This window comes from Reyranella sp. GW821-FHT14A01, assembly GCF_058803965.1.
In genome coordinates this window covers 177,171-191,317 of sequence record NZ_JBXAPM010000007.1, presented here as the reverse complement: position 1 = coordinate 191,317, position 14,147 = coordinate 177,171, and the positions used below count along the sequence as shown (strand labels likewise).

The 14,147-nt window shown below is 66.9% G+C and carries 11 protein-coding genes and 1 pseudogene; 3 read left to right on the top strand and 9 right to left on the bottom strand.

Features of this window, described 5'->3' with window-relative positions:
• Position 1: 1 nt before the first annotated feature.
• From AC1ROX_RS14075 to AC1ROX_RS14040, 8 genes and pseudogenes are all read right to left on the bottom strand, one after another.
• On the bottom strand, positions 2-985 hold the full coding sequence (locus tag AC1ROX_RS14075; protein ID WP_493126547.1) for an ABC transporter ATP-binding protein: 984 nt from the start codon (positions 983-985) through the stop codon (positions 2-4).
• Positions 982-1,953, bottom strand: a complete 972-nt coding sequence (locus AC1ROX_RS14070) for an ABC transporter ATP-binding protein (protein ID WP_493126545.1) — start codon at positions 1,951-1,953, stop codon at positions 982-984. Before AC1ROX_RS14070 ends, AC1ROX_RS14075 begins: the two co-directional genes overlap by 4 nt.
• A gap of 33 nt (positions 1,954-1,986) precedes the next feature.
• Complete coding sequence (locus AC1ROX_RS14065; protein ID WP_493126543.1) at positions 1,987-2,883, bottom strand: ABC transporter permease; 897 nt, start codon at positions 2,881-2,883, stop codon at positions 1,987-1,989.
• A 1-nt stretch (position 2,884) separates the two neighbouring features.
• Positions 2,885-3,832, bottom strand: a complete 948-nt coding sequence (locus AC1ROX_RS14060) for an ABC transporter permease (RefSeq protein WP_493126541.1) — start codon at positions 3,830-3,832, stop codon at positions 2,885-2,887.
• Positions 3,832-5,421, bottom strand: coding sequence for an ABC transporter substrate-binding protein (locus tag AC1ROX_RS14055; RefSeq protein ID WP_493126539.1), 1,590 nt, complete (start codon positions 5,419-5,421; stop codon positions 3,832-3,834). The genes AC1ROX_RS14060 and AC1ROX_RS14055 overlap by 1 nt, the downstream gene beginning before the upstream one ends.
• A gap of 214 nt (positions 5,422-5,635) precedes the next feature.
• Positions 5,636-9,346 (bottom strand): annotated as a pseudogene (gene metH / locus AC1ROX_RS14050) (methionine synthase).
• The gene (gene metF, locus AC1ROX_RS14045) at positions 9,343-10,230 is read right to left on the bottom strand and encodes a methylenetetrahydrofolate reductase [NAD(P)H] (RefSeq protein ID WP_493126735.1); all 888 of its coding nucleotides are present in this window, start codon (positions 10,228-10,230) and stop codon (positions 9,343-9,345) included. The pseudogene metH and the gene metF overlap by 4 nt, the downstream one beginning before the upstream one ends.
• Before the next feature lie 29 nt (positions 10,231-10,259).
• Positions 10,260-11,240, bottom strand: a complete 981-nt coding sequence (locus tag AC1ROX_RS14040; protein ID WP_493126537.1) for an ArsR/SmtB family transcription factor — start codon at positions 11,238-11,240, stop codon at positions 10,260-10,262.
• A gap of 249 nt (positions 11,241-11,489) precedes the next feature.
• Between AC1ROX_RS14040 and AC1ROX_RS14035 the strand changes: the two genes are divergently transcribed.
• The 3 genes from AC1ROX_RS14035 to cysE all read left to right on the top strand — a co-directional run bounded on the left by AC1ROX_RS14035 (position 11,490) and on the right by cysE (position 13,874).
• A complete protein-coding gene (locus AC1ROX_RS14035; protein WP_493126535.1) occupies positions 11,490-12,284 on the top strand; it encodes an MlaA family lipoprotein in 795 nt (264 codons plus the stop codon).
• Between the two features lie 87 nt (positions 12,285-12,371).
• Positions 12,372-12,950: an MlaC/ttg2D family ABC transporter substrate-binding protein gene (locus AC1ROX_RS14030; RefSeq protein ID WP_493126533.1), complete on the top strand. Its 579-nt coding sequence runs from the start codon at positions 12,372-12,374 to the stop codon at positions 12,948-12,950.
• Between the two features lie 111 nt (positions 12,951-13,061).
• Entirely contained in the window at positions 13,062-13,874 is an 813-nt protein-coding gene (gene cysE, locus AC1ROX_RS14025; RefSeq protein ID WP_493126531.1) for a serine O-acetyltransferase, read from the top strand.
• Here the strand turns inward: cysE and AC1ROX_RS14020 are convergent.
• The gene (locus AC1ROX_RS14020) at positions 13,871-14,089 is read right to left on the bottom strand and encodes a hypothetical protein (protein ID WP_493126529.1); all 219 of its coding nucleotides are present in this window, start codon (positions 14,087-14,089) and stop codon (positions 13,871-13,873) included. The genes cysE and AC1ROX_RS14020 overlap by 4 nt on opposite strands.
• Positions 14,090-14,147: the final 58 nt, after the last annotated feature.

Below are 14,147 nucleotides of genomic sequence, written 5' to 3'. Positions count from 1 at the left end.
GTCAATCGATCAGCGGGTGGAGGCAGGCGACTTCGCGGTTGGTGCGCGTCGTGGCGAGCGGTGGTTCGTGCGTGCGGCAGTCCTGTGCCGCCCGGGGACAGCGGCCGGCGAACCGGCAGCCCGGCGGCAGGTCGATCGGGCTCGGAATCTCGCCCGGCAATGTCTCGGCAATCGGCTCGAAGAAGCGGGGAGAGGCGTTGAGGAGCGCCCTCGTGTAGGGGTGCAGCGGGTGCCGCAGCACCTCCTTCGTCGGGCCGGTCTCGACGATCCGGCCGAGATACATCACCGCAATCCGGCGGCAGAGATAGCTCGCCACGGCCAGGTCATGGGTGATGAACATCAGCGTCAGCCCCATCTCCTGCTGCAGGCCGCGCAGGAGGTTGAGGAGTTGTGCCTGGGTCGACACGTCGAGGCCCGAGACCGCCTCGTCGGCCACGATGACCTTGGGCTCCGAGGCAAGGGCGCGGGCGATCGCGACGCGCCGCACCTGGCCGCCCGACAACTGGCTTGGATAGCGGTCGGCCGTGTCGGCCGGCATGCCGACACGGGCAAGCAGAGCGGCGACGCGATCGCGCAGGCCTGACTCCGGGCAGAGCGCGTGCTGGCGGATGGGCTCGCCGATCAGGTCGAGCGCCTTGAGCCGCGGATTGAGCGAGGCGCGCGCATCCTGGTAGATCATGGCGACGTCGCGCTGGAACGAGCGCCGCTTGTCGGCCGTCAGGGTCTCGATGTCGTCGCCGCGATAGAGCGCACGACCGTCGCTGCTCTCCGTCAATCCGAGCAGGACGCGCAGCAGGGTCGACTTGCCCGACCCGCTCTCGCCGACCAGAGCGACGCTGTCGCCCGCCCGTACCGTGAGCCGGATTCCATCGAGGGCGGCCAGCCGCCGCGGCGGGCGCCGGCCGAGACGCGACCAGCCGCCGCGATCGATCTGGTAGACCTTCTCGACGTCGAGCAGCCGGAAGATCGGCGCAGTGTCGCTCATCCCGGATGCCAGCAAGCGATGTCGCGGCCCTCAATCGAACGAAGCGGCGGGGTCTGGCTGGCGCACAGGGCGGTGGCGCGCGAGCAGCGCGGTGCGAACCGGCAGCCCGCCGGCATGGCCCCGATCGCCGGCAGGCCGCCTTCCGGCGGCGTCAGCGTCTCGGTGTCGAGTTCGATCACGCAGGACTTGAGCGCATTGGTATAGGGGTGCAGCGAGTGCCGCAGGACGCTTTCGGCCGGTCCGGCCTCGACCACCTGGCCGGCATAGAGCACGACGATGCGATCGCATACCTGCGAGGCGAGTGCCAGGTCGTGCAGGACGAAGATGCAGCTCGCGTTGCGCGCGCGGACCTGGCTCAGGATGAGTTGCATGATCTGCGCCTGGATGGTGACGTCGAGGGCACTGGTCGGCTCATCGGCGAGCAGCAGCTCGGGATTGCAGGCCAGCGCGATGGCGATCATCACCCGCTGCTGCATGCCGCCGGAAAGCTCGTGCGGGAAGGCGGCGAGCCTGGCCTCGGCATCGTTGAGACCCGCGCTCTCCAGCAGCTCGATCGAGCGCCGCCGGGTCGCCGCGCGATCGAAACCGAGCAGGCGGCGAAGCGGGTCCCCGAGCTGGCGGCCGACGGTGAAGCAGGGGTTCAGGGCCGATGCCGGATCCTGGAAGATCATGGCGATCCGCCGGCCGCGGAGCGCAGCCCACCCGGCCTCCGGCTCGGCGAGCAGGTTCTCGTGCTCGGCGAATTGCATGCGCCCCTCGAGCGTCACCGCCGGGGGACGAAGCAGACCCATCGCGACCAGCGCGATCGTGGATTTGCCCGCGCCGGATTCGCCGACCAGGCCCAGTGTCTCGCCGCGGCCGAGGTCGAAGCTGACGCGATCGAGCACCGAATGTCCGTTGCGGGCGAGCGAGATGTCGGCGAGGGACAGCAGGGGGGCGCGGGGGCGCGTCAAGGGCAGGACGTTCATTTGTCGCAAGGATTGCTGGATCATGTCCCGGGCCTACCGGTTTGCCCGCAGCTTGGGGTCGAACTGCTCGCGGACGCCGTCGCCGACGATGCTGAGGGAGATCAGCAGGAGGGCCAGGGCGGCGCCCGGCACGCCGGAGATCCATGGCACGATGCTGATGAAGGCGCGGCCTTCGGAGATCATCAACCCCCAGTCGGGCGCCGGCGGCACCACGCCCAGGCCGAGAAAGGACAAGGCCGAGGAAACGAGAATCGCTTCGGCGATCCGGATCGTCGCCTGGACGGCGAGGGGAAAGATCACGTTCGGCAGGATGTGGCGCCAGATGATGCGCAGCCGGTCCACCCCCATCAGCCCCGCCGCCTCGACGAAGGCCTGGGCCCTGACCTGGAGGACATCGGCCCGCACCGTACGGGCAAAGGGGCCGATCATGGCGAAGCCGACGGCGTAGATGACCTTGTCGATGCCCGGCCCGAGGATGGAGATGAAGGCGATCGCCATGATCAGCGACGGCAGGGCCAGGATCGCGTCGACGAACCGCATCAGGCCCCACTCGACGGCGCCGTGCGTCAAGCCGGCGGCGAGGCCGATCGCGAGGCCGCCCAGGGCACCGATGATGACCGAGGAGAATCCGATCAGGAACACATAGCGGGTGCCGAAAATGACACGCGACAGCAGATCCTGGCCGAAGGAATCGGTGCCGCACCAATGGGCGGCACTCGGCGGCGCCATCAGGGCGTCGGGATCCTGGAAGTTCGGCGCATAGGGCGCCACCCACGGCGCGAAGATCGCGGCGAACAGGAATGCCAGGGAAACCGCCGTGCCGATGACGAAGAAGGGCCGCACATCGAGCTGGCGGGCGAGGAAGCGCAGCAGCCCCGGCGCGCGCAGGCGCACGCCGCGATCCGCCCCGGAGAGATCGCGGACGGCCATGTCAGCGCGGCCTCAGGCGCGGATCGAGGATGGGGTAGGAGAGATCGACCGCGAGGTTGGTGAAGATGACCAGGCAACCGGTCATCATCACGCCGGCCTGTACCACCATGTATTCGCGGTTCAGCACGGCATCGGTGATCATGCGTCCGACACCGGGCAGCGAGAATACCGTCTCGGTCAGGACGGCGCCGTGCAGCAGCGCGCCGAGCTGGAGCCCGACGATGGTGGCCAGCGGCATCAGCACGTTGCGCATGCCGTGGACCCAGGTGATGCGCCAGGCCGGCTCGCCTCGCGCCCGGGCGGCGGCGATGTAGGGTTGCTCCAGCACCTCGACGAGATTGGCGCGGGTGATGCGCACGATCAGCGCCATGAAGGGCGTGCTGAGCGTGATGGCCGGCAGCACGAGATGATAGGCGCCGCCCCAGAAGTCCTGCCAGGGCGCGACGAAACCCATGGTGGGAAACAGACCGAAGGCGACGCCGAAGATCCAGATCAGCAGGATGCCGAGATAGAAGCTGGGGAACGCCGATCCGGTCAGCGAGAAGGCTGCCGCCGCGGCATCCCAGGCGGAGTCCTTGCGGACAGCCGAGAGGACGCCGAGCGGGACGCCGATCAGGAGGGCAAGGCCCAGCGCCGCCGCCGACAGGGTGAGCGTGACGGGGAGGGCCTCGACGAAGGCATATTGGAAGATCGGCGTCCGGCTTACGAAGGACGTCCCCCAATCGCCTCTGACGAATCGTCCGAGCCAGTTGACATATTGCTCTGGCAGAGGCCGGTCGAGGCCGAGCTGGACCATCAGCGACTGGTGCGATTCCTTCGAATAGTCGTCGCCGAGCATCAGCTCGACCGGGTCGCCCGGCGCCAGTTTCAGCAGGCTGAAGCTGGCGGCCGAAACGATCAGCAGGACGGCGGCGGTCTGCAGGACCTTCGCCAGCGTCCAGCGCAGCATCAGAGGCTCACGGTGTGCAGATCCAGGCTGTCGACGGGGATGTATTTGAAGCCCTTGACCTTCTTGCTGAGGATCTTGAACTCCGGCATGTGCGTCAGGATCGCCATCGGCGCCTCGTCCATGAGGATGTCCTCGGCCTTGACGTAGAGGTCGCGCCGGGTCTTCACGTCGAGGACGACCTGCGCCTGCTCGACCAGCTTGTCGAACGCGGGACTCGACCAGGCCGAGAAATTCCACGCGTTGCCCGAATGCCATTCGGGAAAGATCGTCTCGTCGGGATCGAGGTCGGCCGTCCAAGTCATGTCCAGCATGTCGAATTCGCCGGCATTGCGGCGGCTGATCCAGGCCGCGCGTTCGACCAGCTCGAGCTTGGCCTTGATGCCGACCTTGTCCAGCATCGGCACGATGGTCTGCGCCACGCGCGTGCCGTACTGGCCCTGCTCGGACGTCAGGATGACGGCCTCGATCGGACCCTGCGTCTTCGCCTTGGCGCGGAACGCCTTGGCCTTTTCCAGATCGAAGAACTGGCCGCGGCCGCTCTTGGCGATGTTCTTGTCGAAGAAGCCGGTCATGGGCGGGGAAATCGGCGTGTAGGCCGGAATGCCGATGCCGAAGAACGCCTGCTTGATCAACGCCTCGCGGTCGATCGCGAAGCCGACCGCACGGCGCACGTTCATGTCGTCGAACGGGGCGCGGCGGCAGTTCATGGCCATCAGCGAGTAGTTGCCTTCGATCTCGCCGTAGACCGTCAGGTTCTGGTTCGCCTTGAGCTGGCTGATGAACTGCAGCGGGCTGTTGCCCATGGCGTCGACGCGGCCGGCCAGCATCGCCGCCACGGCGCTCGATGCCTCCTTCATGATGAGGTAGGTGGCCCGGTCGAGCTTGGGCAGGCCCGGCTCGAAATAGTCGGGGTTCTTCTCGAGCACGATCGAATCGTTTTCCTTCCAGCTCACGAACTTGAACGGCCCGGTGCCCACCGGATTGCGGCCGAAGTCCTTGCCGTACTTCTCGACAGCCTTGCGCGGCACGATCGTGCCGGCGCGGCCCGTGCTGCCGGTCAGCGCCACCGGCAGGAAGGCATAGGGATTCTTGAAGTTGAGCTTCACGGTCAGAGGGTCGATGACCTCGACGCTCTCGAGATAGTCGTACTTCCAGGCATGCGGCGACTTGGGCGTGCCGCGCCAGACACGCTCGACGCTCCATTTCACCGCCTCGGCGTCGCAGATCTCGCCATCGTGGAACTTGACGCCCTTGCGCAGCTTGAACAGGTGGGTCTTGTCGTCGAGCAGGGTCCACGACTCCGCGAGGTCGGGCACGAACGACACCTTCTCGCCGTCGTACTCGACCTTCAGCAGGCCGTTGTAGATGTTGTTGTGGATCTTGATGGCACCCAGATAGCTGGTGAAGTGCGGGTCGAGCGTGTCGACGAAGTCGATCCAGGCGAGCCTGATGTGCCCGCCACCCGCAGCGCGCGCAACGGCGGGAAGACCTGCTGCCGCGGCGGTTGCGCCCGCGCCCTGGAGCATGCGGCGGCGACCGAAGCGCGCCGCCAGTGTGTTGGCCAACATCTGCTTATGATCGATCGCCATCTGGACACCCTTGTTCCGCGATGAAGTCGACATACACTCTGCAGTTCTCGTGCCACGTGCAGAATCGCAGAGGTTGCAGAGAATCGACGATCGTCCCGCAGGCGATTGCGTTTACGAAGCGTGCACTCGACGCACGATTGCCTGACAATTGGTCAAACGTGGTCGCCGGCCGCCTTCAGGGCCGACGAGCACTAGGGCGCAGATCGGGACCGGATCAGTAGCCGATGTTCGGCCGCAGCCAGCGTTCGGCCTGCTCAATCGAAACACCACGCCGCGCGGCATAGTCTTCAACTTGGTCCTTGCCGATGCGGGCGACGCCGAAATACTGCGCGTCGGGATGGGCGAAGTAATAGCCGGAGACCGCCGAGGTCGGGATCATCGCGAAGCTCTCGGTGAGCTGGATGCCGGCGTTCTGGCCCGCGTTCAGCAGCCGGAACAGTTCGGGCTTCTGGCTGTGGTCGGGGCAGGCGGGATAGCCCGGCGCCGGGCGGATGCCGCGATACTTCTCGCGCACCAGCTCCTCGTTGGAGAGCGCCTCCTCGGGCGCGTAGCCCCACAGCGTCTTGCGCACACGCTCGTGCAGGCGCTCGGCGAAAGCCTCGGCCAGACGGTCGGCCAGCGCCTTCAGCAGGATGTCCGAGTAATCGTCGTGGTCGGCCTTGAAGCGGGCGAGATGCTCCTCGATGCCGTGGCCGGCGGTGACGGCGAAGCCGCCGATCCAGTCGGCCTCGGGCGAGATGAAGTCGGCCAAGCACATGTTGGCCCGCGGTGCGCGCTTCTCGATCTGTTGACGCAGGAAATAGAGGCGCGAGATCTCCTTGGTGCGCGTCTCGTCGCTGTAGATCACGACATCGTCGCCGTCGCGGCGGCACGGCCAGAAGGCGACCACGCCCTTGGCCGTCAACCACTTCTCGCGCACGACATGGTCGAGCATCTTGCGCGCATCGGCGTAGAGCTTGCGGGCGCTCTCGCCGACCACCGGATCCTCGAGGATCGCCGGATAGTTGCCGGCCAGCTCCCAGGCGCGGAAGAACGGCGTCCAGTCGATGCGCTCGACCAGCTCGTGCAGCGGATATTCGGCGAACACGCGCGTGCCGCTGAGCGCCGGCTTCGGCGCCGTGTAGCCCGACCAGTCGATCTTGAAGTCGTTGGCGCGCGCGGCTTCGAGCGGAATCACCTTTTCCTTGGAGCCGCCCGCGCGTTCGATTCTGATCGCCTCGTATTCGGCGGCGACCTTGCTGGCGAACTCCTCGGCCTGCTTGCCCGACTCCGAGACCAGCGCCGAGCAGACACCGACGGCGCGCGACGCGTCGAGCACGTGCACGGTCGGGCCGGCGTAACGCGGCGCGATGCGCAGCGCGGTGTGGACCTTGGAGGTCGTGGCACCGCCGATCAGCAGCGGCAGGTTCATCCCCTGGCGCGCCATCTCCTCGGCCACGGTCACCATCTCGTCGAGCGAGGGCGTGATCAGGCCGGAGAGGCCGATGATGTCGGCCTTGTTGTCGTTAGCGCTCTTCAGGATGTCCTGGAACGGCACCATGACGCCGAGGTCGATGACCTCGAAGTTGTTGCACTGCAGGACCACGCCCACGATGTTCTTGCCGATGTCGTGGACGTCGCCCTTGACCGTCGCCATGACGATCTTGCCCTTGGAGCGCGAGCCCTCGGTCTTCTGCGCCTCGATGTAGGGCAGCAGGTGCGCCACTGCCTTCTTCATGACGCGCGCGCTCTTCACCACCTGCGGCAGGAACATCTTGCCGGCGCCGAACAGATCGCCGACCACGTTCATGCCGGCCATCAGCGGACCTTCGATCACCTCGATCGGCCGCGCGATCGCCAGGCGCGCTTCCTCGGTGTCGGCAACGACGAACTGGTCCATGCCCTTGACCAGCGCATGCTCCAGCCGCTTCTCGACCGGCCAGCTCCGCCATTCGGCATCCTTGGGATCCGCCGCTTCCGCGCCGGTGCCCTTGTACTTCGGCGCCAGCTCGAGCAGCCGGTCGGTGGCATCGGGACGGCGATTGAGGATCACGTCCTCGCAGGCGTCTCGCAGCTCCTGCGGGATCTGGTCGTAGACCTCGAGCTGGCCCGCATTGACGATGCCCATGTCCATGCCCGCCTGGATGGCATAGTAGAGGAACACCGAGTGCATCGCCTTGCGCACCGGCTCGTTGCCGCGGAAGGCGAAGGAGAGGTTGGAGACGCCGCCGGAGATCTTGGCGGCGGGGCAGCGCTGCTTGATCTCGCGCGTTGCCTCGATGAAGTCGACGCCGTAATTGTTGTGCTCCTCGATGCCGGTCGCCACCGCGAACACGTTGGGATCGAAGATGATGTCCTCGGCCGGGAAGCCGACCTGGTTCACCAGGATGTCGTAGGCGCGGGCGCAGATCTCGACCTTGCGCTCCTTGGTGTCGGCCTGGCCCTTCTCGTCGAAGGCCATGACGACGACCGCGGCGCCGTAGCGGCGGACCTTGCGGGCATGGGCGATGAAGGGCCCGACGCCTTCCTTCATGGAGATCGAGTTGACGATCGGCTTGCCGGCGACGCATTTCAGGCCGGCCTCGATCACGCTCCACTTGGAACTGTCGATCATGATCGGCACGCGCGCGATGTCGGGCTCGGACGCGATCAGCTTCAGGAACGTGTCCATCGCCAGCTCGGCGTCGAGCAGGCCTTCGTCCATGTTGATGTCGATGATCTGCGCGCCGCTGTCGACCTGCTGGCGCGCGACCTCGATGGCGGCGGTGTAGTCGCCCTCGATGATCAGCTTCTTGAAGCGGGCCGAGCCGGTGACGTTGGTGCGCTCGCCGATGTTGATGAACATCGCGCGCGGCGCGGGCTTGTTGTCGTTGTCGATATCCTGGGACATTTAAAAGAAGCTCGCCGGTTCCATGCCGCTGAGACGCAGGGCGGGTGGTAGCACATGCCACGTGCGCGGCTTGATGCCTTTGACCGCCTCGGCGATCGCCTTGATGTGGCCCGGCGTCGTGCCGCAGCAGCCGCCGACAACGTTGATCCAGCCGTTCTTGGCCCAGCCCTGGACCAGCTTGCCGGTCATCTCCGGCGGCTCGTCGTAGGCGCCGAGCTCGTTGGGCAGCCCGGCATTGGGATAGACGCAGAGCATGCTGTCGACCTGCGGGTTCAGCGCCTGCACGTAGGGGTGAAGCTCGGTGGCGCCGAAGCTGCAATTGAGGCCCATGGTGATCGGCTTGGCATGCCGCACCGAATGCCAGAAGGCCTCGACCGTCTGGCCCGACAAGTTGCGGCCGGCCAAGTCGGTTAGCGTCATGGAGACCATTACGGGCAGGACCTCGCCGCGCGCCTCGCCCGCCTCGTCGGCCGCGACGAGGGCTGCCTTGGCGTTCAGCGTGTCGAACACCGTCTCGACCAGGATGAAGTCGACGCCGCCGTCGAGCAGGCCGTCGATCTGCTCGCGATACATGTCCTTCACCTCGTCGAAGGTGACGGCGCGGAAGCCGGGATCGCTGACCTTGGGCGACACCGACAGCGTCTTGTTGGTCGGCCCCAGGGCGCCCGCCACGAAGCGCGGCTTGGACGGATCACGCGCCGTGGCGGCATCGGCGCAGGCGCGCGTCAGCTTTGCCGCGGCGATGTTGATCTCGCGTGCCATGCCGGTGATGCCGTAGTCGGACAGGCTGATCGAGTTCGAATTGAACGTGTTGGTCGCCACGATGTCGGCGCCGGCGTCGAGATAGGCGTTGCAGATCTCGCCCACCACGTCGGGGCGCGTCAGGTTCAGAAGGTCGTTGTTGCCCTTCTGGTCATGGTTGAACGAACGGCCGCCGCGGAAGCCTTCCTCGTCGAGCTTGTAGCTCTGGATCATCGAGCCGTAGGGCCCGTCCTTGATCAGGATGCGCTCCGAGCCGATCTCGCGGAGCTGCTCGGCCTTTTCCTGGCGTGTCATTGCGGGCGCACTCCCAGCAGGTGGCAGATCGCAAAGGTGAGATCGGCGCGGTTCAGCGTATAGAAGTGGAACTGCTCCACGCCCTCGTCGTGCAGGCGGCGGCAGAGGTCGCCGGCGACGGTGGCCGCGATCATGCGGCGCGTCTCGAGATCGTCGTCGAGTCCTGCGAACATGTTGCAGAACCACGGCGGCACCTTGGAGCCGCACAGGCCGGCGATGCGATTCACGGCCGAGAAGTTGGACACCGGCATGATGCCGGGCACGATCGGCACGTTGATGCCGGCCGCCGCCGCACGGTCGCGGAAGCGCAGGAAATCCTCGGCCTCGAAGAAGAATTGCGTGATGCAGCGGTCGGCGCCGGCATCGACCTTGGCCTTCAGGTTGTCGAGGTCGGCCTTCTCGTCGGCCGAAGCCGGGTGCTTCTCAGGGTACCCCGCGACGCTGATCTGGAAGTCGCCGATCTTCTTCAGGCCGGTCACCAGTGCGGCGGCATTGGCGTAGCCGCCGGGATGCGGCGTGTACGCACCGCCCATGCCGCCCGGCGGATCGCCGCGCAGGGCCACGATGTGGCGGATGCCGGCATCCCAGTAGGCGCGCGCGATATCGTCGATCTCGCCCTGGGTGGCGGCGACGCAGGTCAGGTGCGCGGCGGCGTCGATGCCGGTCTCGCTCTTGAGGCGCGCCACCGTGTCGTGGGTGCGCTGGCGCGTCGAGCCGCCGGCACCGTAGGTCACCGAGAAGAAGGAGGGATGGAGCGGCGTCAGGCGCTTCACCGTCTCCCACAGCGTGTTCTCCGCGGCGTCGGTCCTGGGCGGCGAGAACTCGAACGACACGGCGAGACGCTGCGGCGCGCGCGCGGGGAACTCAGTCGCGGTCGTACTCATCGGGTTACCGATCGGACCGGTGTCGGGGCTCATCGTGAAACTCCAAGGGAAGAAACAGGGGCGGGCCGCGCGGCGGCGACGGCCGCGAGCTCGCGCTCGCCGCGCCAGATGCCCGTCATCAGGCGGCGGCCGGGAAAGTGGATGGGCTCCAGTGGGTTGAGGCCGGCGCTGCGCAGCCAGCCCTGCACCTGGTTGTCGGCGAAGCCCAGATGGACATGCGCATGCTCGCGCTTCAGCTCGACCAGATCGTGCGGCGAGAAGTCGACGACCAGCACCGAGCCGCCGGGCTTCACGACGCGCGCCGCCTCGGCCAGCGCCGCGGCCGGATCGTCGGCGTAGTGCAGCACGTGGTGGATGGTGACGACGTCGAACCAGTCGGACTCGAAGGGCAGGGCATACATGTCGCCCTGGCGGATGTCGGCATTGTCGATGCCGGCGCGGGCGAGGTTGGCGCGCGCCAGCGCCAGCATCTCGCGGCTCTGGTCGACGCCGATCGCCTGCTCGACCTTGGGCGCCAGGACTTCGAGCAGCCGGCCGGTGCCGGTGCCGATGTCGAGCAGGCGGCGGGCGCCGATCGGCAGGTGATGGACCAGCGCCCGCTCGATCTCGCGGTCGGCCACGTGCAGGGCGCGCAACTCGTCCCAGCGCTGGGCATTGTCGCGGAAGAAGCGGGCGGCGGCGGTCTGGCGGCGCTGCTGGACGGCGTCGAGCCGGGCGCGGTCGGTGGCGATGCGCGGATGCTTGGGATCGAGACGGCGCACGAACTCGCGCACCAAAGCGGCATCCTCGCCGCCGTTGGTCAGGCGGAACCGGGTGAACTGGGCCTCGCGGAACCGCTCCAGCAGGCCGGCTTCGACCAGCAATTTCAGGTGCCGGGACACCCGCGGCTGGCTCTGCCCCAGCACGTTCACATAATCGCTGACGGTCAGGTCCTCGCGCGCGGCCAAGGCAAGAATCCGCAGCCTGGTGTCCTCGGCGGCAGCCCGCAGGAGGGTGAGAAGACGTTCCATGAGAAGAATGATATAAGCATATCTTTATGTATGCAATACCCGGTCGGGGGGATGAAATTTGTGGCCGCTGAAACACTCGAAACACAAGAAATCACGAGCGGTGGGCGTTCTGCCCCTAATCACTTCAATCTGCAGCTTCGGTGTGCAACACTCCGGCCCCAATGCGACGAATGAACGTCGCGTCACGCTTTTTTGGCCCGGCGTCCCTGGGTCAGCGGGATGGATCCGAGGTCGGCGTTGATGTTCGGTGTGACGAAAGCCGTTGCTGCACTCTTCCACCGCTGGATTCTCGCGGTCGCCCTGGCCGGATCGATGGTCGGGGGATGCGCCTCCGGCGATACCGGGGCCGCCGAGGTCTGGGATCCGCTGGAAACCCCGAACCGCTTCATCTTCTCGGTCAACCGCGTCGTCGACATCATCGCGCTGCGGCCCCTGGCCGTGATGTACCGCGACCTGCTGCCCGACCGGGCGCAGACCGGCGTGCGGAACCTGCTCGACAATCTCGGTGAGCCGGTGACGGCCATCAACGAGGTCTTCCAGGGCGATCCGAACCGCGCCGCGACGACCATGGCCCGCTTCCTCGTGAATTCGACCATCGGCGTCGCCGGCATCTTCGACGTGGCGACCAGCCTCGGCCTTGAGCGCACCAAGGAGGATTTCGGCAAGACGATCGGCCTGTGGGCCGGCGTCGAGCCGGAGAATGGCGGCTTCTATCTCATGCTGCCGGGCATCGGCCCGTCCAATGCCCGCGACGGCACCGGCCTGATGATGGATTACCTGGTCGATCCGTTCCGCATCCTGACGTTCAACCTGGCCGTCGACTGGGATTATTACCAGTTCGCCCGCTACGGCCTGAACGCCGTAGACTACCGCTCGCGCACCATCTTCGCGCTCGACGACCTGGAAAAGAACAGCGTCGACTACTACGCCGCGCTGCGCTCGGCCTACACCCAGAATCGCGCCGACCTGATCCGCCAGAAGCGCGAGAAGACCGACACGCGCAGCGAGCTGGAGCGCCGCGACAGCCTGGCGCTGGTGCGCTAGGGCAACGCACCCGGCAAAGGGTGCGTTGATCCGGCGACTGGGCTAGAAACCCCTCCCACAATCCTTGCAAAGGAGCGCATGGTGTCGATGCTCGCCTCTCGTCGTGTCGTCCTGCAGCTTGCCGCCGCTACCGCAATCCTTGCCGCCCTCCCGGCCGCCGCCGCCGATCCTGCGCAGCTCGTGCAGGGGACGGCGCAGCAGGTCATCGAGATCGTGAAGAACAAGACCGGGGCCGATCGGCAGGCCGCGATCCTGGGCGTCCTCAACACCAGCTTCGACATGCCCGCGATGGCGCGGTCGGCGCTCGGTACCCACTGGAATACCGCGACCGAAGACGAGCGTACGCGCTTCATGAAGGCGGTCGCCACGGCGGAAGCCAAGGCCTATGCCGACCGTTTCGGCCAGTATGCCGGCCAGACCCTCACCGTCGGCAAGGTGACGCCGCGTGCCAACGGCGTGTCGATCGTCGACAGCCGCCTGAACCAGACCAGCGGCCAGCCGATCAAGCTGGAATGGGAAATCCGCAACGACCGCATCACCGACGTGAAGGTTGAGGGCGTCAGCATGGTCATGACTAGACGTTCGGATTTCAATTCCTACATCCAGAACAATGGCGGCAAGGTCGAGCCGCTGGTCAAGGAACTGGAAGCGCGAGCGGCCCGCTAGGTCGCTTCAATTGCCTCCGTGAGGCGCTCGGCGTAGGCTCTCGACAGGGAGGCGCGTCGATCGCTCCCGCGGGCGTCGCAGGGACGAGAGCGGAGCGGAGGAGAGCGCCACATGGACAGCGCAGTTGCCAAGAGCCCGGCCGAGCATTTGAGATCGGTCGATCCGGTCTGGGACCGGATCCGCGAGGCCGCCCAGTCGGCCGCCGCCGCCGAACCCGTGCTCGCGGGAACGCTTCATGCGACTATCCTGAGCCAGCCGCGCTTCGAAAGCGCCCTCAGCTATCACCTGGCGCGGCTCGTCGGCACGACCGAGGTGCCCGCCGCCCTGATCCGCCAGACCTTCGAGGAGGCGCTGGCATCGGATCCCGGGATCGGCCTCGCTGCCCGCGCCGACATCATGGCGGTCGCCGACCGCGACCCCGCCTGCACCTCGCATCTCGACCCGTTGCTCTGGTTCAAGGGCTACCACGCGCTGCAGACCTATCGTGCGGCGCACTGGCTCTGGCTGCAGGGCCGGCGGACGCTTGCCCACTTCCTGCAGAGCCGGTCGAGCGCGCTGTTCGGTCTCGACATCCATCCCGGCGCGGTGATCGGCAAGAGCATCTTCATCGACCACGGCACCGGCGTGGTGATCGGCGAGACCGCCGTCGTGGAAGACGGCGTCTCCATGCTGCACGGCGTGACCCTGGGCGGCACCGGCAAGGAACGCGGCGACCGCCACCCGAAGGTGCGGCGCGGCGTTCTGCTGGGCGCCGGTGCCAAGGTGCTGGGCAACATCGAGATCGGCGCCTGCGCCAAGATCGCGGCCGGCAGCGTCGTGCTCGATCCCGTCCCGGCCGGCTGCACCGCCGCCGGCGTCCCCGCCCGCATCATCGGTTGCGTCGACGTGCCGGAGCCGGCGCTGGACATGGATCACCGCATCTAGTCGGGCAGCGCCCGGCCTCGGGAGAGAGGCATGTCGGGTCTCGATCTTTTCGCCTGGATCGTCCTCGTCGTGCCGGCGATCAGCACGATCGCCGTCATCTGCATCATGGGCTGGCTGCCGGGCCACATCGCAGCCGTCATGTCCTCGCGATCACGCCCGACGTGGCGGGCGAGGTGATTGGCGTTGGCCTTCATCGACACATCGAGTTCGATCACGGCATCGAGATCCAGCAGATCGATGCGCGCTACAAATCGCGATCCTGAACTACATCAT